This is a genomic window from Duganella sp. BJB476, from assembly GCF_003416895.1.
GTDB lineage: Bacteria > Pseudomonadota > Gammaproteobacteria > Burkholderiales > Burkholderiaceae_D > Rugamonas.
On record NZ_QVIO01000009.1, the window covers coordinates 184,504 to 210,286 of the forward strand.

Below are 25,783 nucleotides of genomic sequence, written 5' to 3' on the forward strand. Positions count from 1 at the left end.
GGACAGATACCGGCCGGCGGCGGGAGGGCGCCGGCTTCCCGCATCTCCTATTCCGAACGAGCGCCGCCGTGCCGCTTGACGGATGCAAGCTTGAGCGTCGGCCCTGCCCTGCCTGCCTGTACCGCTTCATTTCGCTTGGCGCCGGTGTTGATCTTGACAAGCTTGCCCGCGTCGGTGGCGATTGACGCCGTTGGCAGCTTGAACACGCTGACCACCTGGGCAAGATGGCTGGTCTGCTCCCGCATCGATTCGGCAGCGGCGGCGGTTTCCTCGACCAGGGCGGAGTTTTGCTGCGTGGCCTGGTCCATGTGCGCGATGGCTCGGTTGACCTGATCGATGCCATGGATCTGTTCCCGGCTGGCTGTCGTGATGTCGCTCATGATGTCGGTTACCCGCCTGACGCTCGTTACAATCTCATTCATCGTACTGCCGGCCTGCTCGACCAGATGGGAGCCGATCTTGACCTGCTGCGCGGAGTTGTCGATCAATATTTTGATTTCCTTCGCCGCGGCGGCGGAGCGCTGCGCCAGGTTTCTTACTTCGGAAGCCACTACCGCGAAGCCGCGTCCTTGTTCGCCGGCCCGCGCCGCCTCGACGGCTGCATTCAGGGCGAGGATATTGGTCTGGAACGCGATCCCCTCGATCACGCTGATAATCTCGACGATCTTGCCGGCCGAGTCATTGATGGCCCCCATGGTGTCGACCACCTGCGCGACCACGGCGCCGCCCTTGGTCGCCACTTCGGAGGCCGACAGCGCCAATTGGTTGGCCATGTGTGCGTTGTCGGCATTCTGATTGACGGTCGAGGTCAGCTTTTCCATTGAGGAGGCCGTCGCTTCCAGCGAGCCGGCTTGCTCCTCGGTACGGACGGACAGCTCATGATTGCCGGAGGCGATCTGGCTGGAAGCGGTAGCGATCGTCTCGCTGCCGCTGCGTACTCCTCCAACAATGCGCGCCAGGCTCTCGTTCATGTCTTTTAGCGCACGCGCCAACTGCCCGGCCTCATCGTCGGAGGTGACCGCGATCTGGCTGCTCAAGTCGCCCGCCGCGACGGTCTGCGCCACGCGCACCGCATGTTTCAATTGCAGCAGCAGAGCGCGCGCCACCGTGATGCCGAAGCCCAGTGTCAGCACCAGGCTGATGCCGCCGAGCGCCGCGCCGCTGACAATGGCGCTGTCGGCGTCGTTGGTCGCGCTGCCGATGGTGGAAGTAAAGCGCTGGTTGGCGGCTTCCCGAAATCCCAACAAGTCCTTGCGGTAAGTGGCGAGCTGTGTCGACATGGCGCTGACTGCGTGCTCGTCGGGTGCGCGCTGTTCCGTCAGCGCCTTGGCGAGCGCGTACGCGCTCGCATAGTAGGCATCGAACTCGTTCGCCAGCCGCTGCAAGGTTGCCGCTTGCTCGCCGTCGATGGCGCGCAGCCTGGCGTAGTTGGCCCTGACTGTGACGGCGATTGCGGCAGCCGCCTGTAGTTCCTCTTTCTCTCCAGATATCGCAGCCCCATTCAGGCCATTGATGATTTTGTCCAGCGAACCGACGTTTTCCGTGGTTGCGTCGAGTACTGGAAATTGCACATCGCGCACACTGGCGAGTCGCTGGTTGTTTTGTCTGAGCACGACGGTGCTGGTACCCAGATATGCCGCCATACACAGCATTGCGATGATGGGGGGAAGCAGCACTTTCCAAAGCAAGGGTACGCGACGCAACATTTTCATCAAACAACCTCATGGGGTAAGTGGAGACGGTCGGCACCTTAGGGCCAACTTCTGGGGTGTATATTTTATTTTGGAAATATTTATTGTAACTTGGGAATATCGAGATTTATGTAGGGAAAGCCTGATTCCTTGGTAGGAAACGGACTGGGCAAGCTGCCTGCTGCGCAAGGTGGTGTGGCGGTTCAGGATATTCCCACCAGAGATTGAGGATTTCCCTATGTTGTCAAATGGAAATCTTAGTTACTCTGGGCTGAGTGTTGCCAGTGGATCTCCGCGCAGTCGGTGCGGACGCGGTTCGGCAGCTTTTTTTAAATCAAAGGAATCAACATGAGGTTTAAACACAAGGCGCTTAGCATCGCCATCGCTACATTCAGCGTGGGTGCCGCGCATGCGGAAGACGCCGGAGAGAAGATGTTCTCCTTCAGCGGCTTCGGCACCATCGGCATGACGAATTCGAGCGAGAAGTCCGCCGACTACGTGCGCATCGTCGATACCCCCAAAGGGGCGGGTCACAGCAGCGCTACCAGCGCAAGCGGCGAGTCGCGGCTTGGGGCGCAGGTTGACGGGACCTTCAGCGACCGCTTGTCCGGCGTGGTGCAAGTGGTCAGCGAGTACCGCCCGGACGGCTCATATCGTCCAGACATTGAACTCGCCCAACTGAAGTTTCAAGTCACGCCGGCACTCGATTTCCGCGCCGGGCGCATGGCTATTCCCTGGTTCGTGGTATCGGACTACCTCAAGGTTGGCTACGCGGTGCCTTGGCTACGTGCGCCGAGCGTGGTCTATCGCACGGCCATGTCGCATTATGACGGTGCTGAGACGCGCTACAAGTTCACCGTCGGCGGCGCGGCACTGACGGCCCAGGCGCTCTTCGGAACGACTGGCACGGACATCGCCAGCAACCCGGCGGGCGGAGAAGCCACCAAGCTCAAACTCCATAATTTCACCGGCCTGAATCTGCAGGGTGACTATGGCGCATCGAGCGCGCGCATCGGGCTCATGACTTCCACCATGACCCTGAAGAACTCTGGACTTGCCGGTATCTTCGACGCCTATCGCGCGCAGGGCGATACCGCGCTGGCCACGACCTACGATGCCAACGGCTCGCGCACCAGTTACATTGCGCTGGGCTATACCTACGATCCGGGCAACTGGTTTGTGCAAAGCGAAATCACCAAGCTGTTCGGCTCCAAGAGCATGGTGCCCATGTACACCAGCGGCTATGTCAGCGGTGGCTACCGCTTTGGCAACTTCAAGCCCTACGTGACGCTTGGCCGCTTCCGCACAGACAGCGACACCAGCATCGGCAGCGCCGACCCCGGCGTTGCGGCGTTCGGCGGTGCCCAGGTCATTAATGCGTTGCTGGGCAATGGCATTTCCTCGTCTCACAGCACCTTGTCGGTGGGCGCGCGCTGGGACTTCAAAGACAACATGGCTTTGAAGGTGCAAGTCGATCACACCAAGAACGATGCCCATTCCAACGGCGGGTTGAAGAACCTGCAACCGGGCTTTATTCCGGGCGACAGCTACAGGCTGATCTCAGCCGCAGTCGACTTTGTATTTTAAAAAAAGGATCCAGGCATATGCATTTTTATAACATCGAAAAACTGGTTCTATCCACAGCCTTGGGGATGGTGGTGGCGCTGGCCAGTGCCGCCGCCAGCGCGGAGGTGGTGGTGGTGGTCTCTGCCAAGAGCGGTGTGGCTAGCCTCACCTCGGACCAGGTCAGCCAGATATTTCTGGCCAAGTCGGTCGCGTTTCCCAACGGCGATACGGCCACTGCGGTGGATCAGTCTGATGGAGCGGCGCGTGCCGAGTTCTACAGCAGAGTGACCGGCAAGGATCCCAGCCAACTCAAAGCCTATTGGTCGCAGCTCATCTTCACTGGAAAAGCCAAGCCACCCAAGGCCGTGGCCGATAGCGCCGAGGTCAAGAAGCAAGTGGCCGGCAACCCCAACGCCATCGGCTACATCAATAAAAGCGCGGTCGACGCCAGCGTCAAAGTGGTGCTGACTCCTTAGTAGCGATGAAGGTCTGGTCGGGACCGGCCGCCGCGGCGGCTCAGTCCCGACGTCTTGGCGCCAGCCGATTGCGGTAGGCGCTCCCGAATTTCTCTGCCATGTGACTCCCTTCGTAATTTCGGCGTGCACTTCGGTACCCTTGCAGATTTGCCGTGCCGCCACGGCTACCCTGCAAGGGCTGTTCGATGCCCGATTAACCGCTTGGCGGCCGCTGGTTCGATGGTCTTGTTTTCGAATACAGCCGCGACATCGCTAAATAGCCGGTTATGGCGGGTTCTTTTAACCACAGACAGGAGAAATCATTGTTTAAGAAAATAATTGCAGGTATTGCTATCGGCTGCGCCACTCAATTGGCGCTGGCCTCTCCGACGACGCCGCTGACGACGGTCAATGATCTCGAGAGGGCGTTGATGAGCGGCGCCAACGTGACCGTGACGCTCGATTTTTCTAAATGCACCAACAATGACGTTTCCGCCGCGCCGTCGAGCACGCGTGGCGGATTGAAAATCGAGGCTTTCCGTATTTTGGCGAACGGGACAATATCTTTTGCCGATCATCACGAAACTATCGACAGCAAGGGACTGCCCATCATGCAGATTCTCCGCTATCAGGTAAAGACGGACGGCGGCGTCGCGTTTACCATGAGTACCTTCTCATTGCCGTCATACAGCACGATTCCGAACGTGGCGTACACCTGCGCCGTGAACCAGGGCGTGTATTTCTTTGAGGACAAGGGACCGGACGGACGGCGCTAGCACTGTTGCTAGTGAAAGCCAGGCCGGCCCATGCATCATTCGGCGCCGGCGCTTTCGTAACCTCGGCTATACAGCGAGGACCATTGGCATGGATCTGCTCGACAAGCACCGGAATAGGTTATCACCAAAATCTGTGGATAAGTCTGTTAACAAGCGAGCCGCACCATCGCCAAGCCTCTGTTTTCATTCAGGTAATCATCCTTGCCCTTATTCTAGGCGCCGATGCATTCCGTCTGATACTTCACCATTACCCAATCCCTACAACTCCTTCAGTTCCGTATGGAGTTCCTCGATTCGTATCAGTCGCTGCCGCCCGGCGATGCCGGCCTTGTCGATCACTTGCGACGCCAGCACATGGCACATCGCCATCACGGCGGCATGGTTGTCCAGCGGCGTGGTGCTGGTGGTGTCGCACTTCAGCACCCATGTCGCCCCCAGGTCGCTGCGGTTGGCGGAGTCGGTGATCAGCAAGGTCCGCACGCCGGCCCGGCTGACCGCCGTGATCAGCGCCGCCAGCCCCGGCGTGCGCCGGCGTAGTCCAAACACGATAAACAGGTCGTCGGGCTGCAAGCCCACCAGGTACTCGCCCATGGTCTCGCCCGATACCGGCAGCAGGTAGACATTGTTGCGGAATTGGATAAATTGCCAGCGCAGATAGGCAGCGAAGAAGTAATTGTTGCGCTGGCCAAACACCCGCACCTGTCGCGCCTCGGCGATCGCGCCGCCGATGACGTCGATCTCGGCGGCCGACATGCCGGCGAAAGTGGCGTGAATGTTCTGCACGCTGGCCGCAACATGTTGTTCAAACGGACCTTGCGCCTCGGCCGCCTCAGCATCCGTTCCCTTGCGGTCCAGCAAGTACAGCGGCGATCCCCATTCCATGTTCTGTCGCGACAGCCGTCGCATCTGGTCGTAATTTTCATAGCCCAGGCGCTGCACCAGCCGCGTCATCGTCGCATTCGAAACACCGGCCATCTGGGTCACTTCGGACGCCGAGTAACTGGCCAGTTGGCCCGGCGCTTCCAGGATGACAATCGCCAGCCGCCTTTCCGCCTGCGGCAGGTGGTCCAGATTTTGCTGTATCCAAGTCGACAGGTTGGCGGTGGAGGAAATTTCTTTTGTCATGGCAGGCATTTTAAAGCCATCCAGTCCCTGCGTGTGGACGTCACGCGACTATCGGGCCGCTATTTCAACAGCATGCACGTGAAATGATTGACTCTGAATGAAAAATAATTTTCAATGATAAATCACAAAGAAAATAAATTACCGGAGACCTTCAATGAATATGTCGGATTGCACCAAAAGTAACGAATTTGCTGAAGCGGCCCCGCTCTTCTCATGGGATGAGTTGGGCGCCGGCATCATGGCGCGCGCGCAGGCGCTGGCCGCCCACACCGAAGCGCCGGGCATGATGACGCGCAGCTTTCTCACGCCGGCGCATCACTCGGCGGCGGCCCGGCTGGCCGCATGGATGGCCGAAGCCGGCATGAGCGTGCGCCGCGACGTCGTCGGCAACGTCATCGGCCGCTACGAGGGTATCGAGCCCGACGCGCCGGCGCTGTTGACCGGTTCGCATTTCGATACCGTCCCCAACGGCGGCATCTACGACGGCATCCTGGGCATCCTGCTGCCGATCGCCTGTGTCGCCCGCTGGCATGCGCAGGGGCGGCGCTTCGCCCATGCGATCGAGGTGATCGGTTTCGCCGAAGAGGAGGGCGTGCGCTTCAAGGCCACGCTGCTGGGCAGCCGGGCGATCGCCGGCGCCTTCGACTTGCGCGTGCTCGACCACACCGACGCCGCCGGCGTCACCATGCGCCAGGCCATCGACACCGCCGGCCTGGGCTACAGCTGCGCCGACCTGGGCGCCGCCGCCATGGATCCGGCGCGGATGCTGGGCTTCCTGGAAGTGCATATCGAACAAGGCCCGGTGCTGCTGGACGCCGGCCTGGCGCTGGGCATCGTCACCGGCATCGCCGGCGCCACGCGCATGCAGGTGGAGGTGAGCGGCGTGGCCGGCCATGCTGGCACCGTACCGATGGCAGGACGCCGCGATGCCGCCATGGCGGCGGCGGAAATCGCGCTGGTGATCGAGCAGCGCTGCGGCGGCGTTGAGGGACTGGTGGGCACGGTCGGCCAGTTCGACGTGCCGGGCGGCGCCGCCAACGTGGTGCCCGGCCGCGCGCTGTTCTCCATCGACGTGCGCGCCGAACAGGATGGCCAGCGCGAAGCGGCGGTGGCGGACATCCTCGCCGCCATCGACCGCATCGCCGCGCGGCGCGGCGTCGCCACGCAGGTGCGCCAGACGCACGAGGCGCGCAGCGTGCCGTGCGCGCCCGCGCTGTGCCGGCAACTGGACGCGGCGCTGCGGCGGGCCGGCCTGCCCGCACGCCGGCTGCCGTCCGGCGCCGGCCACGACGCCATGGTGATCGCCGCCCGCACCGACATGGCGATGCTGTTTGTCCGCTGCGGCAACGGCGGCATCTCCCACAACCCGCTGGAAACCATGACCGCCGAAGACGCGGCGCTGGCCGCGCGCGTGGCGAGCGACTTCATCGAACACTTCCAGCCATCCGGCTCCAACGACCACAAGGAATATCCAGCATGACACTCACCCCACTCCAGGCCCGCCTGGCCGGCTGGATCGACGACCACTTCGATGCCCAGGTGGCCTTCCTGCAAGACGTCATCCGCATCCCGACCGACACGCCGCCCGGCAACAACGCACCCCATGCGCACGCGGTGGCCGCGATGCTGGACGACCTGGGCTGGGCGGTCGAGCGCCATGCGGTGCCGGAAGACGCGGTCCGCGCCTACGGCATGGAAACTATCACCAACCTGATCGTGCGCCGCCGCTACGCCGCGCCGGGGCCGACGCTGGCGCTCACCGCCCACGGCGACGTGGTGCCGCCGGGCGAAAGCTGGACCCGTCCGCCCTACGGCGGCGTGATCGAGGACGGCCGCCTGTACGGCCGCGCGGCCGCCGTGTCGAAAAGCGATTTCGCCACCTATGTGTTCGCGGTGCGCGCATTGGAGGCGCTGGGCGTCGCGCTGCATGGCGGCGTGGAGCTGCACTTCACCTACGACGAGGAGTTCGGCGGATTGCTCGGTCCCGGCTGGCTGTTGGAACAGGGGCTCAGCCATCCCGATTTCGTCATCGCGGCCGGCTTCAGCTACCAGATCGTCACCGCCCACAACGCCTGTTTGCAGTTGGAGATCACCGTGCACGGCAAGTCCGGCCACGGCGCGATGCCGGAGACCGGTGATGATGCCCTGCAGGCGGCCACGCGCATCCTCAACGCCATCTATGCGCAGTTGCCGGTGCTGCGCGACATCCGGTCGCAAGTGCCGGGCATCACCTCGCCGACCATGCTGGTGGGCCGCATCGACGGCGGCACCAACACCAACGTCGTCCCCGGCAAGGTGGTGATGAAGGTCGACCGCCGCATGATTCCCGAAGAGGATCCGGTTGCGGTCGAGGCGCGGTTGCGCGCGCTGATCACCGCCGCCGTCGACGGCGTGCCGGGCATACGGATCGAGATCAAGCGGCTGCTGTTGTCGCAGGCGCTGCGGCCGCTGCCGGCGGTGGAACCGCTGCTCGCCAGCCTGCAGCGGAACGCGCTCGACGTCATCGGCGAGGCGATCCCGGCGGTGGGCACGCCGCTGTACGCCGACGCCCGGCTGTACGGCGCGCAGGGCATACCCGCCGTGCTGTACGGCGCCGGCCCGCGCACGGTGCCGGAGTCGAACGCCAAGCGCGGCGACGAGCACCTGGTGCTGGAGGATTTGCGGCGCGCCACCAAGGTCGTCGCCATGACCCTGCTCGATTTCCTGCAAGCCGAAGCGCCGCGATGAGCGGTCGCCCCGGTCCGGTGGCGTACAAAAACTTTTTCAGTTAAACGCAGTCAACAAGGGGTAACAGTAATGCGATTTTTTAAATCACTATTTGGCCAGATTGTGCTGGCGATGTGCATCGGTGTGGCGGTGGGCATGGTGTATCCGGCGTTCGGCCAGAGCCTCAAGCCGCTGGGCGACGGCTTCATCAAGCTGATCAAGATGCTGATACCGTGCATCGTGTTCTGCGTGGTTGTGCAGGGTATCCACGGCGCGGGCGAGTTGAAGAAAGTGGGCCGGGTCGGGCTCAAGGCCCTGATCTATTTCGAGGCCGTCACCACCGTGGCGCTGGCGCTGGGCCTGGTGCTGGCCTATGTCTTCCATCCGGGCGCCGGCATGAACATCGACGCCGCCACGCTCGACGCCTCGGCGATGAGCAACTACGTCAACACCGCCAACACCGTCAAGAACACCGGCTTCAGCGAGTTCATCATGAAGCTCATCCCCACCACCGCGGTGAGCGCGTTCACGTCGGGCGATGTGTTGCAGGTGTTGCTGTTCTCGGTGCTGTTCGGTTGCGCGCTGTCGCTGATCGGCGACAAGGCCGCGCCGGTGGCCACGCTGATCGACAGCCTGGCCGCCGCCTTCTTCAAGTGCATGTCCTTCATCATCAAGCTGGCGCCGCTGGGCGTGTTCGGCGCGATCGCCTTCACCGTCGGCAAATACGGCATCGGCTCGCTCAAGCAACTGGGCATGCTGGTGCTGCTGTTCTACGGCGCGGTGGCCATCCTGGTGTTCGGCATCCTCGGCACGATTTTGCGGCTGGCCGGCTTCAACATCCTGAAACTGATCGCCTACCTGCGCGAGGAGTTGTTGATCGTGCTCGGCACCGCCTCGTCCGACAGCGTGCTGCCGCAGGTGATGCGCAAGCTGAAGTACATGGGCATCAAGGACGCCACCGTCGGCCTGGTCATCCCGACCGGCTACTCCTTCAACCTCGACGCCTTCTCGATCTACCTGACGCTGGCCGCGGTGTTCATCGCCCAGGCCACCAACACGCCGCTGGCGGGCGGCGACCTGGTGGCGATCCTGGCCATCGCGCTGATCACCTCCAAGGGCGCGCACGGCGTGCCCGGCTCGGCGATCGTGATCCTGGCGGCCACGCTGACGGCGATTCCGGCGATCCCCGTGGTCGGCCTGGTGCTGGTGCTGTCGGTGGACTGGTTCATGGGCATCGCCCGCGCCGCCGGCAACCTGCTGGGCAACTGCGTGGCGACCGTGGTGGTCGCCGCATGGGAGAAGGACATCGACCGCGACCGGGCCCACGCGGTATTGAACGACAACCGCGTGGCCATCGAGCGCTACGACGCCGAACAGATCAAGCTCAACGCCGCGGCGGGACAGCCGGGCTGACTAATCATCGCAGCACCACCTCCAAAAAAGAAAAGGGATCTATGAACAAATCGTTTATTGCGCTGGCCACCCTGGCCGCAACAGCCGGCCTGGCGCAGGCTCAATCGGCCGTCACGGTGTATGGCAACATCGATCTTGGCGTGTTCAAGAAGACCCGCGCCACCCTCAGCGAGGGGCGCCGCGATAACAACCGGCTGGGTTTCAAGGGCGTCGAGGATCTGGGCGACGGCTTGAAGGCGCTGTTTCAGATGGAAATCCGCTACGACCCGGATGTCGGCACCATCGAAGGCACGACCCGGCCGCTGTTCCAGGGCCAGAGCCGGGTCGGACTGCAAGGCAGCTTCGGCACGCTGCGCGTGGGGCGCGGCCTGACGGCGCTGCAGGACTCGAACGTGGCGTTCGAACCGTTTCGCGGCACGCCCAGCACGGCGGGCTTCATCACCGACCTGATGGTGGCCGGCTACACCAGCCAGCCGCTCGATCCGGCCGGCTCGTCGGCCAACCGTTTTTCCAATGCGGTGTTTTACAATTCGCCCGAGGTCGCAGGCCTGCAACTGAACGTCACCGTCGCCACGCGCGAGGCCAACGGCAATCCGGCGCTGATCGGACGCGGCACGGCGGCCGCGCCGCAATATGCGGCCAACGCGGCGCTGACCAGCAATCCGTACTCGGTCTCGGCCACTTACCGCGCCGGCATCTTAGGCGCGATGCTGGCGACCGAACGCAACGCGGCCGAAACCAGGTTGTGGTCGGTCGCCGGCTCGGTACAGGCGCGGCCGGACCTGAAACTGGTGGCGTCCTACCAAAGCCAGGATCAGGAGCACACCGTGGCCGTCAATCCGGTCACCAAGGCCTGGGTGGTAGGCGCCAATCTGGATATCGGTCCGGGGACCTTGTTGGCGGGCTATGGCCGCAAGACGCCGGACGGCGCCGTGCCGACCAAGCAGATAGGGCTGGGCTATGAATACTATTTGTCGAAGCGCACCTTCCTGTACACGGATGTTTCCAACCGCAAGGCCGCGACGTCGGTCAATTTCTACGGCGTAGGCATCCACCACAAGTTCTGATCCAGGGCATGAAGGCTGCAGCGGATAGGGGAATTGTCACCGCTGCAGCCACCCGCAGTTACCGCACCGCATCGTCCAATCGCGCAGGCCCGGCATTTTCAACCAGCGTGGATTTGCGTTTCAAGCACGAGGTCTTCGCGCGAATGAGGCGCAAGATAATCACATCAAGCTACGATCCCGTCGTAAATCATACTTAGTCGTGCAATTGCAGCGCAACGCTAAAAGGGAGTTGAATGGGCGGTTTTTCTTCGATTAATAGACCTGCTATAAACCATGGCTCCAGCAATTTCCCTGAGGAGGAAGAGGCCATAGTACATGCCTCAAACCGCGGAGAGGACCGGACACGCATGCGGCCGCGTAGCTCCATACTGGAAGCGTTATCGCCACGCGGGTCTTCCCCGGAAGATAGCGACGCCTACAGTCCAGGCAACCGGATGGCGCCGCGTATCGGTCCCGGTCCAAAGAACGTGGAGATTCTGCAAACGCGGGGATATCACGCCCTTTTGATGAAAGCATACAAGAGCGGACAAGCTCCGACGAAGCTCTATGACGGCGCATTCCTGCGCGACCTGGTCAAGGCGGAAAATGCGCGCAATGGCAGTTTGGATCTCGCTGTCTGCAGTGTCGGGGAAAATCCGGCGCTGCGCGACTGGGGCATACACGACGCCATGAAAAAGGCACTGCTGCGACCGGACGAACCACACAGCTGCGTGCTGACCGATGACCACTCGCATGCCGCCGCGATGTCGATGCGAGTGCTGGGAAAACCGAACCCGACGACGCTGTCCATCGTCGTGCTCGACAGCATCAAGCCAGACGATCTCTCGCAGGTGAAACTGCACAAGACGCTTCTTTCCGAGATCGGCAAGTCGCTGGATGATGCCGCGTTGAAGCATCTCAGGATTCAGGTCACCATATTGCCCATGGGGGTACAGGTCAGCAATGAAGGGTGCAACATCTTCGCCCTGGTTGCCGCGAAAAAGGCGGCCAAGAGTCAGAGCGTCCAAGATCTGCACGAATGGGGCCATGACATGGTGGGACATGCCGCCCCGGGCATCCATACTCAATCGATTCCGCTGGAACCGGAAATGCTGCTTGAGCCGGAATTCTTCAAGCATGCGATGAAGCGCAACGTCATCCAGAACGTCGTGGATGCGGGTGAAACGCTGGGGCTTGCCAAAGAGGTGCCGGTGAACAGGAAAGGGCAGACCTTGCTGGAGCGTTTCGAGAAATTCGAGCGCGCCACCATCGTGAAGACGCTTGACCGGGAGATCCACACCAGGTACAGCCGTTCCTATGAAGAAAAGCGCCTGGATAAGTTGGCCAGGCTGATCGAGCACAAACAAGCGCTCTTGGCCGAGCGGAAGGCCTAAGAAACTGTGCTTGCACGCGCTAAGGCGGGGGAAACTGCGCCGCGGTGCGCTGTGATTCGACGCTGGACACCCGCTGCGCGCGCAAACCATAGTTGATCCCGTTTTCCTGCGCCTGCTTGCCCTTCTCGCGCACGATCAGCATGAGCGGGCGCCAGGTGGAAGGATGCTGGAGGATGGCGTCGGTCGCCTCTTTGGTTCGTCGCGCCATGGCCTTGTCGTTGCGCATCCCCGCTACATCGCCCAGGTGGTTCAGTGCGTCGATCCAGGTGGAGGCCTGGGGACGCATCGAATAGTTGATATTGTACTGGCAATAGTTGCTGGTTTTTCCGAGGTGCGTGATGTCGGCCACGAATCGATCGAGCAAGCGGACGGCCTCTTCGCGGTTTCCGGGCGTGTCAACGTTGCCGTCAACCGCAGGCAAGGTTTGCATGCAACGCGCCAGCCACTGGCCGCGATTGCTCTCAATCTCGGCCAGCATTTCATGGGGAGTGAAATAATGGCGGTCGATGTCGCTATCCTGCTTATTGCCGATCCTAAACGGCGATAGTCCGTGCTTGTCCATGTGCTGCAGCGCCTGGTGAATGGCCGTAAGCATGACTGGCACGCTGCCGCCGGACAATGTGCCGCGGGGCGAGCGGTCCGCCGTGATGGAGTAGGATGAGGCATTTTCCGGCAGCGGCGACAGGAGCTCGGCGCTCAGACTCACAGTCTGCCTGGCGGTGCTGGTCTTATCGCTGGTCACGTTGACGCCGGCCGCAGCCTCGCTGCGGCGCTCCAGACCGAGTTCGGCCTTGGCCGCCACGCCCAGCGTCATGCCGATGCCCTGGCGGGTATTGGCGCTGGTGGGTTTGCGGTAGCGCGCGGCGGCGCTCAACCTGGCCTCGACGAAATGGGAATCCGCGCCAGCGTTCAGCTTGGTCAACACTGCCTCGGGGCAGCGCGACAATAGCGCCTCGACCGGTCCGGCGAACTTGGCGTCGCTATTTTCCGGCGCCAGCTTATCCCACAGGACCACGCTTTCCAGCGCGGTATGCATATTCTTTCGTTGCGCAGCGTCCTGGTGGCGTGGACGCAGGAAGCGCACGATGCTGCCTTCCATCGTCATTTTACTTTTGCTGAACTTGAGGGCGCCGCTCAGGCCTACTTTGAAGTTGCCGCCCTTGCCGGCGCCGGAAGTCTTTTGGCCGCCGACGGTCCATACTTTGCCGACGCTGGCGGTGGCGTCGGCGGATACGGTCTTGCTCTCGCCCACCATCATTTCTATGCCGAGGATGGGCTGGAAAAATTGTACGAAAGCCTCATCCTTGCGGACCGCGCCGAGGCCTGCCGAGATGAGCGCATCGATCTTCGGTGGCGCATATGGCAGAAACGGCAGGCCGGCGCCGAGCGCGCCGCCCGCGGACAACTTGATCTTGTCTCGCAAGCCCCATTCGGCCAGCATGGGCTCGAAGTATTTGAGCACGTCCTCGCCGCTCTCGAAACGCCTCACCTCCGCCCGCTCGAAATGCTCGCCGGCCTGGTCCAGCCCCAGCATGCCCGCTAGCGCCGCATGCTGGTCCGGCTTCAAGCGCTCGGCGTTGCGCTCGGCGAACTCCTGCGCCACTGTCCGCAATACCTCTGTGGCTGACAGCCCGTGGCGGGAATTGTTCCATGGCAGCGAGGCGGAGGTCATGCCGGTCGCCGCGGCGTCGGCGGCCAGCGCCTTCAGGTCCGGCGGCAGGTCGGCCGCACCGGGTATTTCCTTCAGGTAGAGTTTTTTGATTGCCTGGAAGTCCAGCTTCGTTAAGTCTTGCGCGCTGTCGTGCCGCACCTCGCGCTGGCCCACGTACTGGGCCAGCACCTTGACCGCCACGTTGAACGCCTGCGCGTCCGACGCCGGCGGCGCCGGATTGCCACACATGGCCTGCGCCAGCTGAGCCAGTTGAGTCGACGCCTCCCTGACCGCGCGGTCGGCCAGCGTGCGATGGGTGGCGATGCCGAAGGACTCGGCCAGCGCGGCGCCGTGTTTGAGGTTGTTTGTCTTGAAGGGCGTCTTGCCGCGCAGCGGAGACAGTCCGCCTATGCCGGTCTCGGCGAAACGGTGGTCGGCGCGGGCCACCCAGGACTGTGTCATGTTCAGCAGGCGCCGGTTGTGCTGGTCGTATTCGGAGCCGGGGGCATTGCTCGTCAAGCCATTGCGCACGGCGTTGTACGCGCCGAGCTTGCGTTGGTCGAATGTCGCTGCGAGGTGGCTGTCGAGATCATCGCCCGGGGCGGCGTCGGGCCGCCAGTGCAGACGCTCGGCGGCGACATCGCGCGCCGCGCCCAGCCAGGTTCGGACGTCGGCGACCGGCTCGCTCTCGATCGCTTGGTCAGCTTGCCAGTAAGCGCGCAGGGCGGCCAGACCCTTGCCGTCAAGAAGCCCATGATCGTTGCGGCCCATCATCTGAAGCAGTTCGGCGCCGCGCGGCAACGGCGCCATGTGCCTGAACAAGGCCCGCACGTCGGCCGTGACCGGCGGAGGCGCCGTCGAGGATGAGGCCTTGCCGCTATGACGCGAGATGAAGGCCAGCGTGGGCGCCGTCCGCACGCGATCGAGCAGTTGTAGAGCGCGCGCGGCGTCGCCTCCGGTGACGTCGGCCAGCGCTTGCGTCACCAATTCGGCGACGGCCAGTTTGGGCAGCGCGTCGGCGTTGGGATTGTCCGGCCAGGTATCGATCATCTGGCGCAGTGATCGCGCCAGGCTTGCGGTGGCGGGCGACGGATCGAAGCCGGGTGGGTGCAGCAACAGCTTGTCGACAAATTCCGCCTGCAAGCCGTTGAAACTGTCCAGGGTCTGTGCGTGCCGCGACTCGGCCTCGCGAAGCTCGCAGTGCGTCTCGGCCATGGGTTCCAGCAGGGTTTGGATGACCCGGGTGGCGGCGCCACGCCGTTCCTCGGCGCTGGAGAGCGCCGCCGTCAAGCTTTCCATGACGACGTCGATCGCGTCGACCTGGTCCAATAGATGCTCGATTTGCGCCTCGGCATCCCGAACCCGCGCCTGCGCGTCTTCCAGGCCGGTGCCGGTGTCGTCCTTGAAGGCCAGCAGCCCCGGCAAGGCGTCGTTGATCTGGTCCAGCCGCGCCGCCACTCGGTCGGGCTGGTCCGTACCGGAGTCCAGTTGCTCGCTCAGCGTGGCGGCCCGGGCCTGTCCGCTCGCCAGCGCGCTGTCGACTTGCAGCAGGTCGTGTGTGAGGCGCGCGACATGGTCTTGCTGAACCGCCAGGTTGGCGCGCGCGGTTTGCATGGCGTCGATGGCGTCGGCGCGGGTGGCGCCATGTTGCTGCAGCAGTCTTTGGGCGGCGCTGGCATCGTTGTCGGCGTCGCTCAAATGTCCGTCGATCATGCCTCTAAGGTGGCGCAATTCGTCATGCACGAAATCCAGGTGCTGTCTGGCGATGTCCGCGCTCAGGACGGCTCCGGCAACGTCGTGCAGTTGCGAGACATGCACCGCGCTGTGCAAATGCGCGGCGGCCTCCATGACTTTGCTGCGCGCGGCGGCCAGCGGCCCGGCCGTCAGCGCCGCGGTGTCCGCCAACCCCTCCATGCGTCCCTCGATCAGCGCCTTGCTGTCGACGGCGTCCCTCAGCGCCTGCTGATTGCCCAGGGTCAGCTGTTGCACCTGCCGGTGGCGTTTCAAGTGCGCCAGCCGTTCCGGCGAGAAGCTGCCGCCGCTGTTCGCCAGCGCTGACGCCGCCGTCTCCAGCGCTTGATGGAATTCGGCCGCGCGGGCCGTCAGCGCGATGATCTGCTCGTTTATCCGCGCCAGGTCATGCCCGGCGGCCTCCAGCGTCGACCCGGCCTGGAGATGGTCCGTCTCGACGGCCTGGTATTCCTCCATTGCCTGGCGATGCTTCTCGGACCGTTGCGCGAGGTCAGAGACCAGATGGGCCTGGATCTCGCCCGGTGCGCCGGCCACGGCAGGTTTTACTGGCGCGGCCTTCAGCGGACGCTGGTCCAGGGTCGCAAGCTTCATGATGGGCTTAGCCTTTAGCCAAGGCAAATGAGAAGCCAGCTTGCTCATGGCCGAGCGCCGGCCGGGCCGCTCAAACAGCGAGTGCGTCGGTTCTAGCGCGTGCTGCAAGATCGCGTGGGCCTCGCCGGCGACTCGCTCGCATTCGGCCATGACGGGATCGGCGGCGGCCGGCTCCGGCGCGGCGGGACGCGGCGGTGGTGAGCTGCGTCCGGGGTGTTCGATGGTGACCGAAGAACCTGGCAAACCGCGGCTGATATTGAGCGGTTTTGCCATGACCGCTGTTTTAAGCTTGCCCAACAGGCCTTGCACCGGCGCGCGCTTGCTCACGGACGGCTTGGCGCCCCGCGTCCGCATGGATGCGTTGCTCAACTCGCCGTTCTTGAAGTTATTCGGCCTCGGCGGTGCAATGGAAGTGGCGGCATCAGGCGCGGCAGTGGTCCCTCCCCCACGCGTAGGTGACTCCAGGACTGGCGTTATGCTGCTATGTGAAAATAAGCGTGAGCGCAAAATAATGTGCCCTTTCAATACGCTGTGCCGTTCCTATTTTTTTAACGCGATGATCACAACGCGGCAATCTCCGTTGCGCTCAAGGCGCCGTTGTATATGCGGAAGTCGTCCACCTTGCCGTTGAAATACGGCTTGTTCGCGTACTGCGCGCGGCCTATCCAGTTCTGGCTGGTGCTGCCAAGGCGGAATGGCGCGTATCGCATCGCCGTATTGGAACCGACGGCGCCGCCGTTCACGTACAGCGTACCCAGGCTGCCCGCGACTGTGACCGCGACGTGGACCCACTGCCCATAAGGCAGCTCCGCAGTGCCGTTGATCCTTTGTTCGCCGTCGATTCCGTCGAGCGTGAAAGCAAAGCGGATCACGTTGGCGCCGGCGCAGTGCGGTATCAGACACATGTAGTGGTTGATGTCCCAGCCGAAATCGAATATCCGGGCCTCGACCTGCGAAGAACTCGCATTCCAATATACCCAGGTTGCGATCGTGAAATCGCCGAGCTCCGCGAGCGCGCCGTCCGGCAGGCTGACGTAGCCGTTGGCGCCGTTGAGCGACACCGCATTGCCTTTCTTGCCTGTCGCCCATGCGGCATTGACCAGCGTTCCCGCATGGCCGTTGCCGGTCGCGTCGGCGGCAGTGGTGCCGCTCCCCTCGTCAAAGCTCAAATACGTATGCAGCCCCACGGCTGTCGACGCTTTCGCTTCGTTCGACGCGACGGTTTCCCCGGTCGGCGTCATCGCCGTCACGACATAGTAATACGTACCGGCGGCAAGGCTCGCGTCCCTGTAGGTCAGCAGGTCGCTGATGGCGGTCGCAATCGTTGTATAAGGGCCGCCGGCCGCGGTGCCGCGCTTGACGCTATAGCTGGTCGCGTATGCCGTGCCCCACCAGGACAAGGTGACCTGTCCGCTCGTCACACTTGCGGTCAATCCGCTCGGCGCGGCGCCACTGGCAATCGCATTGCGCGTGTAGGCCAGCGTGCCATAGCCCAGCTGATCGTATCCGCCGCTGCTGGAGCCGTAGTTGCCACCGCCGCCTTCCGGCGCAGTCTGATCGGTGAACTTCTTGCAGTAAGGAGCGTCCAGCCCTTTGCGGTTGACGTAGTGGTTGTAGATCATTGTCCACATCGGTCGGACAGCGCCCTGCAGGACGGTCGAAAACACCGTGTCGGTGGTGTTGTGGTTGACGTAGGTGGCGAACGGCACCGGATAGTAAGTGGTTCCAGACTGGATCAGGTTGCCCTTGGCGACATATTCGGCGCCGGCCAGCACGCGGTTATTGTCGAAGCCGTACAAATCGACGCCCTGGTTCCACGCCATTTCGCAAATGACCGTCAGCAGCGAAATACTCAGCGTATTATGCGCTTGATCGCGCCCCGCCTCTTGCGTTTGTCCGAGGTAGCCAGGGTGGAGGTAGTAGACTGTTTGCTCGACGCAGCCGTTGCCTAGACCGGTCATGAAATAAGTGACGGCCTCATTGAACAACGATTGATTGTCGCACAGCACGCCGATGGCCAGGATGGACGCCACGCAGCACAGGTCCCAGCTGGAGTAGACAACAATACTGCTGGGAAGGAACTTATGATTGACCGGGTAGAACACGTTGAGCATCATGTTCTGAAACCGGGTGAAATCGGCCGGCGCCCACCCGGAATAGGCGCGCATGATTTCGGCGGCGTTGGCGAATTGATAGCCCTGAATGCCGGCCAGCAGATAGCCATCGTTGCCAGGGTTGCCCGCTATGCCGCCTATCGTCGTGAGCGTCGCTGACCACGCGTTCATGATCTGGATCGCCTTGTCCGCATAGGCGGTGTCGCCCGACACCTTCCAGCGCAGCGCGCAGGCGTAGGCAGCCGCCACGTCGTTGAAGAGGATGGCGGAGTTGTCGGCGTAGGTGTTGTCCGCCCCCCGGGAGACGATAGCCTGCGGATTGGGCGTCCATGACAGGCTTGCGTGGCTGTTCGCGGTCAAGCGGTTCCAGCCGCCGATCCACGGCGATGCGTTGGCGGCCACCTTCTGCCGCATCCGGTCGAAGTCGGCCTGGGTGTGCAGCAGTCCCGGATGGACCAACGCTGCGGGACTGCTTGCCGCGCCGGCCCGCAGCCTGCCAGGCGGTTCCGCGGATGAGTCGCCCGCGGCGACTCCGCCGTTGCATGCAGCCAGTCCCAGAGGCCCGAACATGGCCAGTCCCAAGGTGCCTGCGCAGAATGTTCTGCGCTCCAACGATACGTTCCGTTTGTCTTTCGACATACTCTGCCCCCAGAATGACACTTGATAAAATGGTAGATGGCAAGCGCCGCATGCACTACACCGCCCAGCGAAAAAATGACGCGCCTCGCGAACGTCAGCCGATATTGTCTGCGCAATGGCCTGCTTCAGCTGCCGGTTCGACTAGCGCATGGGCCTAATGGCGGAGGCGCTGCGCGCCGGAGACTCAGGGTTCGTCGGCGTCGAACAGCACGCGGTTGCGGCCCTGCGCCTTGGCGCGGTACAGGGCGGCGTCCGCGCGTCCGATCAGTTCCAGCGAAACCGACGGCCGGGCCGGGTCGAACTCCGCCACGCCGAAGCTGGCCGTGACATCGATCGTCTGCCCATCGTCGATCGGGACCGGCGCCGCTTCGATCGCGCGGCGCAGCCGTTCGACCTGCGCCACGCCGCGCGCCCGGTCCAGCTCCGGCAACAGCAACAGGAACTCCTCGCCGCCATACCGCCCCACCAGATCGCTGGAGCGCACGGCGCTGCCGAGACGCGCCACCACCTCGCGCAGCACGCGGTCGCCCGCCAGATGGCCGTAGGTGTCGTTGATGCGCTTGAAGTGGTCCAGGTCCAGCAGCACCACCAGGAAGGGCCGCAGCAGCTGGCCGGCGCGCAGCACTTCCTCCTCCAGATATTCCATCATCGCGGCGCGGTTCCACGCCTTGGTCAAGCCGTCCTGCATTGCGCGCAGCCGCAACGCATCCTGCGACTGCTCCAGTTCCAGCGTGCGCTCGCGCACCAACTCCCGCACCAGTTTCTCCATCCGGGCGTTTTTGAGCGTCAACGAGCGCAAACGGTAACGGTGGAAGGCGACGACGGCGGCTATCGCCGTGATCCCGCAAACGGCGTAAAAAATCCCCGTCTGCCACCAAGGTGGAGTGATGCTGAAGGCGATCTCGCGCGGCGGCGACATCGCGCCCGTTTCCAGGTCGGCCACCCCGTACTGCAAACGATATTGGCCCGGCGCCAGGGCAGCATAGCGGATACCGGGACTGGCCGCGAGCGACCACGCACGCTCCAAGCCATCCAGCCGGTAGCGGAAGCGCAGCCCGGCGCGGTGCTGGAAAGTCAGACTGGCCAGATTGAAGTTCAGTGCGCCTTCCGACCAGGGCAGCGACATGCCAGGTCTTAATCCGAGCGGCTGGTCGTTGCGTGTTACGCTTTCCAGCACGCCGCCTAAGGCCGGCGCCGCAAACAGGCGCTCCGGGCGTAGGAGATGCGACACACCGCCGCTGGTCGCGATCCAGATTGAGCGATCGGTGTCCTCATAAAATGCGCGACCGTTTAAATCATCCCAGACCAGGCCGTCGTTCTGGTTGAACCGGCGCCACTGCGTCCCGTTGCGCACCGCGATGCCGCCGCCGGTGCCGACCCACAACCAGCCACGGCTATCCTCGTACACCGCCAGGACGTTGGTGTTGTGCAAGGGCACCTGCTTCAGTTGCGCCAGTTCCAGCCCTTGCCGGCCCAGGCGCGCCTGCCACAGCCCGGTCGCACTACTGCCCAGCCACAAGGCGCCGCCGGCGCCGCAGGCCAGCGAGTCGAACGCCACGTTGCCAGCTTGTGACTTCAAGGCATAGCGGTTCAATTTCTGCTGGTGGAAGCGCAACAAGGCATGTTCGCTCAGAAACCAGAGCGCGCCTTCCTTGCTGCGACAGGCGCCGCTGAAATTGCCGTCGGCAAAACCAGCCATGGCCGCCCAGCCGACAGGGCGCCGGGGCCGGCCTCCGCGTTCGGGATGTTCCAGCACATACACGCCGTTATTGGCGCCGATCCAGAGCGCACCGTCGGCGCCGAACAACAGGCGGTAGATGATGGTCTCCGGCAGGATCGCCACCTGCAACTCGGCCCCGGACTGCGCATCATGCTTGAACAACAAGCCGGAATAGGTGGCGCTCCAGACCTGGCCGCGCACATCGATGGCCTGGTCCGCCCATTGGTGATTGGTATGGCCCGTCACTGCGCGCAGCGCTATCGGGCCGGACCGGTGCTCCATCAGCACCGGCCCGGAACGGGTGCCGACGTGCATGCGCCCCGCGCCGTCCCGCGCGAACGAAAGCGCCACGTCGTCGGGCAAGCCCTGGGCCGTGGTCCAGTTTTCCCACATGCCATAACCACGCCACCGGATCAGGCCGTGTCCGCGCGTCCCGACCCACAGGCCCCGATCGCGGTCCGACAGTACGGCAGTTACACCACCGCCGGTTTTGAGGCCGTTACGCTGCTCGAACAATTCCCAGTGATCCTGGCGCCAGCGCGCCAGTCCGGTATCGATGCTGCTGAGGATATTGTGATCGGCGTCGGTAGCCAGCGCCGCCACCTGACTGATCTTGCGCATCAAATCACCCGGCGGCGTGCGATCGGCGAACCGCGCCGCACCGGCGGCCAATGCCACGACGTGGTGCGCGCCCCGGCTCCACAGCGCGCCGTCGGCCGCGCGGATGATGTTGTTCCAGTGATCGGCGGGCAGACCCTCTTCCCGGCTCCATACCGTGATGCCATCCGCATTGCCATGGCACAGGAATTCACCGCATCCCAGCCACAAACTGCCGTCGACATCCACGCTGATGCTGATGAGATTGCCCAGCACGGGCTGGCGCTCAATCTGTCGCGCCGAAAAATAAGGCGTGATCGTTGTCTTGCCGCCCGTCTCAGAACGCCTGAGCAGCTTACGTTCACTGATAAACAGCAGCGTATCGGGGCGGGGCGCGGCCAGCATCTGGCCCGGCCAGACCGGCAAGCGCTTCCCCTGATACAGAACAGGAACCAGACGTCCGCCCTCACGGCGATACAGGCTGTCGTAGGTACCCACCCACAATTGTCCATCCTGCGCCAGCAGGGCCGTAATGCTGGTCTGCTCCAATCCCTCGGCTTGCGCAAAGCGCTCGAACTGGACGCCGTTGTAGCGGAACAGGCCGTTCTCAGTGCCCAGCCAGATATAGCCAGTCTGGTCCTGAGCCAGGGACGTGACGGTCAAATTGCCCAAGCCGTCCTGTTGGCTGAAAGACTGCAGCGGTAATTGTTGCCCCCGCGCCGCGCCCAGGCACAGGACGCAGCTGGCTGACAGGTGGAGCAAGGTCCAGCCGAGGGTGCGGAGAGTCCATGAATTTAATATCATTGCGACATAGGTCTGGCCATTCGTTACGCGGGCACCCGGGTTAAAACTCTTCCCAATCGCTGCCGGCAGAAGCTGGAAACTGCGCCAGCTGTTTCAATGCCTTCGTGTTTCTCCCCACGCGCCCGGCTCCACCCACGGCGGAAGTCACGGACATCGCGGCAATCGAAGCCGGGCGTCTTGGCAACTTCGTTGGCGTGCCGGCCGCGCCATTCACCGCGTTGATCTTGAACACGCCGACCACCTGAGCCAAGCTGCCAGCCTGGTCTTGCAGCGACTGGGATGCGGCGGCGGCTTCCTCCACCAGCGACGCATTCTGCTGGGTCACGTCATCCATCTGGGTGATGGATTGATTGATTTGCTCGATGCCGGCGGTCTGCTCCTGGCTGGCCGCCGTGATCTCGGCCATGATGTCGGTCACGCTCTTGATGCTCTCGACGATGTCCTGCATGGTCACGCCGGCCTGATCAACCAGCCTGGCGCCGGCCTCGACCTTCTCCACCGAATCGCCTATCAAGCTTTTGATTTCCTTGGCGGCTCCCGCCGAACGTTGGGCCAGGTTGCGCACTTCGGTGGCGACTACGGCGAAGCCTCTGCCCTGCTCCCCCGCGCGGGCCGCTTCCACCGCCGCGTTCAAGGCCAGGATATTGGTTTGGAAAGCGATACCGTCGATCACGCCGATGATGTCGACGATCTTCCGGGCCGACTCGTTGATGGCCCCCATCGTGCCGACCACTTGGGACACCACGGCACCGCCCTTGACCGCGACTTCGGAGGCCGAGATCGCCAACTGATTCGCCTGGCGGGCATTGTCGGCGTTCTGCTTCACGGTGGAGGTCAATTGCTCCATCGATGAAGCGGTTTCCTCCAGCGAACTCGCTTGTTGTTCGGTGCGCGAAGATAAGTCGAGGTTGCCGCTAGCGATCTGGCCCGATGCGGTGGCGATGGTGTCGGTGCCGCTGCGCACCTCGCCAACAATTTTTACGAGGCTATCGTTCATGTTCTTCATCGCCGCCATCAGGCTAGCGGTATCGTTTTGCTTGAGCATAATGTTCGCGGTCAAGTCACCCTGGGCTATCCTTTGGCTGATTTCCATCGCATACTCAGGTTCGCCTCCCAACTGACGCAGCAGCTTGTTCGTGATGACCAACCCTATCGTTCCGACCATGGCAAGAGTCACTAGCACAAGTGCGATCGACATCCGCGCCGCCGACCTCTTGGTTGATGCCGCATCACCGGCTGCCTTGGCTCCCAATTCTACGTTGTATTGGCGGTGGGCCTCAAAAACGGCATAGGTTTTTTCGAAGTCCGTTTTCAAGACCAGGGTCAACGCCCGCGCTTCATCAATCTTGTTGGCACGCGACAGGGCGAGAAGCTTTTCTCGCGCGACGTCATAGGCAGCCAATACGGCACGATCGTCGGCCAGCATAGACCGATCTTTTTCGTCGGTAATATCCTCCGCCTCATATTTTTTCAACGCCTCATTAATTTTTGTGCGCTCGTCGATAATCGCCTTGTCCAAGCTTGCCATCGTCGCATCGTCGGTATTGATGACGTGCTGGTAGACCATTTCTTGCGTATGGCTGTATGCCTGAATCGCGTAGTCAAGTTGCACAATGCTGGGAACCGTATTGGTTGTGGAATAATTCGCCGCCTCGTATACCGAAGTAATATTTCGTTGAGCCAAACCTGCCAGCACAACAATACCAAGCAGTGCCGACAATAACAGCAGCAGCATTTTTTTTCGGATAGTCATGCAGGGCCTTAAAATTAAATTCTCATACTAAAGCCTGTTTTATTCAGGACGCTTGCTTAATTTCTCTCGACAATTAACGTTACCATAAGTAGAAAATTCTCAGCATCGGCATATCCCGATATGGAAGTAAGGTAATCCTTACCAAGCAGCAACTTGTACATTGGACGATGTAGTGTCTGTCGGACTTGGTGGACGAGGTAAGGATTACCCTACAACACAATCAAGATCGCCCGATGGAAGAGGTCAAGCCACTCAGGCACACTGCCGCTCCTAGGCATTAGCCGCAAAGTGTCACCTGGTATCCCCACCGGCATCCTGTGCGCGACAAGGAGGAAGTGAAATGAGCAAACCCTTAGCAGTATTGATGTTCGCAGCAATCAGCATCACGAGCACCATCGCAGGTACTGCACCGCTATGTCCAAGCTAAACCTCCATATGCCAGTCCCCCTCACCCAACACCGCGCCGAAAGAACCTAAGGCTTCGCCAGAAGGTCGTGCGCTTCGCTCGCGCGGCCATTTTTCGGCCTGCCGTCCACTACGATGGGCGCCGCCGTTGCGTCCCCCTCAATCGGCGGCAATACAGAATTGGAGCAGCAGCAGTGGCCACCAGCCGTCCCCCGACCAGTACAACGAGCAACACCGTCTCCGCGCAGTCCTTATCGCGCACTCCAGCCATACGCCAAGCCCCGCGCTCCTCAAGGTTTCCCTCCCGACTCCAAGGGGAAGCCTCGGACTTGGCGACGTTCGACCACCTGGCGTCTCGATTAGACAATGAAACGAATAGGGATTACGCGCGCCGGCTATTTCGATCGCACCCACAGCTGACACTCGACCAGCTATCGCTGCTGTCTGGCGTCGTGAAAAGAAACCTTGCGCAGGATCCGGCGTTCCGCGAGCTGCCCTCCGAGCTTGCGGTCATCCTTGACCAAACACCTCGGCGCGACCGGGAGAGGAACCAGCACTACGCGCGCCGGCTATTCCAGTCGCATCCGTATCTGACGTTCGAACAACTCGCGCTGCTGTCGGGCACCTTGAAAGGCCATCTCAAGGCGGATCCAATGCTCCAGGAACTGCCCGCCGAACTCGCGGTCATCGAACGCCGTACGCCGCGGCGCAATGGGGAGACGAACACGGCTTACGCACGCCGGCTGTTAGAATCGCACCCGCGGCTCACACTCGAACACCTCTCCTTGCTGTCGGGCGCATTGAAAGGCAACCTCATCCAGAATCCGGCGTTTCACAAACTCCCCGTCGAGCTCGCGCTCATCCACCGCAACCTCCCCCGGGGCGACGGCGAGGCGAAACAAGGCTACGCGCGCCGCCTGTTCCAGTTGCATCCGCAGCTCACGCTTCGGCAACTCTCCTTGCTATCGGGCGCGTTGAAAAGCAGCCTCGCCCAGGACCCGGCGTTCCGTGCATTACCTGCCGGACTGCTGACTATCCGAGACCGGACGCCGCAGCACGACCTTGAAACGAACAGGAACTATGCGCGTCGGCTATTCCAGTCGCATCCGCAACTCACGCTTGACCAGCTGTCACTGCTGTCTGGCGTTGTGAAAGGCAGCCTCTCCCAGGATCCGGCATTCCGCAAGCTGCCCGCCGAGCTCGCGCGCATCAGGCATCAGTTACCTCAGCTTGCCCACGAAGCGAACCAGAGTTATGCGCGTCGGCTGCTCAAATCGCATCCACAGCTCACGTTCGATCAGCTCTCGCTGCTGTCGGGCGCTCTGACAAGCAGCCTTGTCCAGGATCCTACCCTCCGCGAGTTGCCCGCCGATATAGTCTTCATCGGCAAGCAGATGCCTCAGCTCGACGACGAGACCAAGACCGGTTACGCGTGCCGGCTGTTCCAGTCGCATCCATACCTGACGCTCGATCAGCTCTCGTTGCTGTCCGGCGTAAGAAAAACCTTGCTGACAAGGTTCCACGCCAGCGGGCGACTGACCAGCGCCCCCTGACGAAAGCGCTCGTGGCGACGCGGGCGCCGGAC

General features: G+C 62.6%; 15 protein-coding genes. 9 read left to right on the forward strand and 6 right to left on the reverse strand.

Features of this window, described 5'->3' with window-relative positions; all coding sequences use genetic code 11:
- Positions 1–47: 47 nt before the first annotated feature.
- Positions 48–1,712 (reverse strand): methyl-accepting chemotaxis protein, encoded by a 1,665-nt coding sequence (locus tag D0T21_RS28185; RefSeq protein WP_116993105.1) that lies wholly within the window; start codon positions 1,710–1,712, stop codon positions 48–50.
- A gap of 327 nt (positions 1,713–2,039) precedes the next feature.
- Here D0T21_RS28185 and D0T21_RS28190 point away from each other — a divergent pair, with 327 nt between their 5' ends.
- The 3 genes from D0T21_RS28190 (at position 2,040) to D0T21_RS28200 (ending at position 4,488) form a co-directional block, all read left to right on the forward strand.
- Entirely contained in the window at positions 2,040–3,278 is a 1,239-nt protein-coding gene (locus D0T21_RS28190; RefSeq protein ID WP_116993106.1) for a hypothetical protein, read from the forward strand.
- 17 nt (positions 3,279–3,295) lie between these two features.
- Positions 3,296–3,733, forward strand: a complete 438-nt coding sequence (locus tag D0T21_RS28195) for a hypothetical protein (protein ID WP_229211669.1) — start codon at positions 3,296–3,298, stop codon at positions 3,731–3,733.
- 302 nt (positions 3,734–4,035) lie between these two features.
- Complete coding sequence (locus D0T21_RS28200) at positions 4,036–4,488, forward strand: VirK family protein (protein ID WP_158568067.1); 453 nt, start codon at positions 4,036–4,038, stop codon at positions 4,486–4,488.
- A 258-nt stretch (positions 4,489–4,746) separates the two neighbouring features.
- Here D0T21_RS28200 and D0T21_RS28205 read toward each other — a convergent pair whose 3' ends face one another.
- Positions 4,747–5,613: a MurR/RpiR family transcriptional regulator gene (locus D0T21_RS28205; protein WP_158568068.1), complete on the reverse strand. Its 867-nt coding sequence runs from the start codon at positions 5,611–5,613 to the stop codon at positions 4,747–4,749.
- A 160-nt stretch (positions 5,614–5,773) separates the two neighbouring features.
- Between D0T21_RS28205 and D0T21_RS28210 the strand changes: the two genes are divergently transcribed.
- From D0T21_RS28210 to D0T21_RS28230, 5 genes are all read left to right on the forward strand, one after another.
- Entirely contained in the window at positions 5,774–7,093 is a 1,320-nt protein-coding gene (locus D0T21_RS28210) for an allantoate amidohydrolase (protein WP_116993283.1), read from the forward strand.
- Positions 7,090–8,340, forward strand: a complete 1,251-nt coding sequence (locus tag D0T21_RS28215) for a M20/M25/M40 family metallo-hydrolase (protein ID WP_116993110.1) — start codon at positions 7,090–7,092, stop codon at positions 8,338–8,340. Before D0T21_RS28210 ends, D0T21_RS28215 begins: the two co-directional genes overlap by 4 nt.
- Positions 8,341–8,409: 69 nt before the next feature.
- Positions 8,410–9,732, forward strand: coding sequence for a C4-dicarboxylate transporter DctA (locus D0T21_RS28220; protein ID WP_116993111.1), 1,323 nt, complete (start codon positions 8,410–8,412; stop codon positions 9,730–9,732).
- A 41-nt stretch (positions 9,733–9,773) separates the two neighbouring features.
- Positions 9,774–10,799: a porin gene (locus tag D0T21_RS28225; RefSeq protein WP_116993112.1), complete on the forward strand. Its 1,026-nt coding sequence runs from the start codon at positions 9,774–9,776 to the stop codon at positions 10,797–10,799.
- 434 nt (positions 10,800–11,233) lie between these two features.
- The gene (locus tag D0T21_RS28230) at positions 11,234–12,172 is read left to right on the forward strand and encodes a YopJ family acetyltransferase (RefSeq protein WP_158568069.1); all 939 of its coding nucleotides are present in this window, start codon (positions 11,234–11,236) and stop codon (positions 12,170–12,172) included.
- Between the two features lie 19 nt (positions 12,173–12,191).
- On the opposite strand, the gene D0T21_RS28235 is transcribed toward D0T21_RS28230, so the two are convergent.
- From D0T21_RS28235 to D0T21_RS32790, 4 genes are all read right to left on the reverse strand, one after another.
- Positions 12,192–16,535, reverse strand: a complete 4,344-nt coding sequence (locus D0T21_RS28235) for a hypothetical protein (protein WP_147328193.1) — start codon at positions 16,533–16,535, stop codon at positions 12,192–12,194.
- Positions 16,536–16,726: 191 nt separating this feature from the next.
- On the reverse strand, positions 16,727–18,919 hold the full coding sequence (locus D0T21_RS28240) for a LamG-like jellyroll fold domain-containing protein (protein ID WP_116993115.1): 2,193 nt from the start codon (positions 18,917–18,919) through the stop codon (positions 16,727–16,729).
- Positions 18,920–19,103: 184 nt separating this feature from the next.
- Positions 19,104–21,908 carry a ligand-binding sensor domain-containing diguanylate cyclase gene (locus tag D0T21_RS28245; protein WP_158568070.1) on the reverse strand — a complete coding sequence of 935 codons (2,805 nt, stop codon included), beginning with the start codon at positions 21,906–21,908 and terminating at the stop codon, positions 19,104–19,106.
- A 172-nt stretch (positions 21,909–22,080) separates the two neighbouring features.
- Positions 22,081–23,793, reverse strand: a complete 1,713-nt coding sequence (locus D0T21_RS32790) for a methyl-accepting chemotaxis protein (protein ID WP_116993117.1) — start codon at positions 23,791–23,793, stop codon at positions 22,081–22,083.
- Between the two features lie 734 nt (positions 23,794–24,527).
- Here D0T21_RS32790 and D0T21_RS28255 point away from each other — a divergent pair.
- The gene (locus D0T21_RS28255) at positions 24,528–25,751 is read left to right on the forward strand and encodes a hypothetical protein (protein ID WP_116993118.1); all 1,224 of its coding nucleotides are present in this window, start codon (positions 24,528–24,530) and stop codon (positions 25,749–25,751) included.
- The last annotated feature ends 32 nt before the right edge of the window (positions 25,752–25,783 follow it).

Coding starts and splice junctions, on each gene's coding strand:
- D0T21_RS28240 (WP_116993115.1), bottom strand. CDS start 18,919: ATGTCGAAAGACAAACGGAACGTATCGTTGGAGCGCAGAACATTCTGC.
- D0T21_RS28185 (WP_116993105.1), bottom strand. CDS start 1,712: ATGAAAATGTTGCGTCGCGTACCCTTGCTTTGGAAAGTGCTGCTTCCC.
- D0T21_RS32790 (WP_116993117.1), bottom strand. CDS start 23,793: ATGACTATCCGAAAAAAAATGCTGCTGCTGTTATTGTCGGCACTGCTT.
- D0T21_RS28215 (WP_116993110.1), top strand. CDS start 7,090: ATGACACTCACCCCACTCCAGGCCCGCCTGGCCGGCTGGATCGACGAC.
- D0T21_RS28205 (WP_158568068.1), bottom strand. CDS start 5,613: ATGACAAAAGAAATTTCCTCCACCGCCAACCTGTCGACTTGGATACAG.
- D0T21_RS28195 (WP_229211669.1), top strand. CDS start 3,296: ATGCATTTTTATAACATCGAAAAACTGGTTCTATCCACAGCCTTGGGG.
- D0T21_RS28225 (WP_116993112.1), top strand. CDS start 9,774: ATGAACAAATCGTTTATTGCGCTGGCCACCCTGGCCGCAACAGCCGGC.
- D0T21_RS28210 (WP_116993283.1), top strand. CDS start 5,774: ATGTCGGATTGCACCAAAAGTAACGAATTTGCTGAAGCGGCCCCGCTC.
- D0T21_RS28190 (WP_116993106.1), top strand. CDS start 2,040: ATGAGGTTTAAACACAAGGCGCTTAGCATCGCCATCGCTACATTCAGC.
- D0T21_RS28230 (WP_158568069.1), top strand. CDS start 11,234: ATGGCGCCGCGTATCGGTCCCGGTCCAAAGAACGTGGAGATTCTGCAA.
- D0T21_RS28220 (WP_116993111.1), top strand. CDS start 8,410: ATGCGATTTTTTAAATCACTATTTGGCCAGATTGTGCTGGCGATGTGC.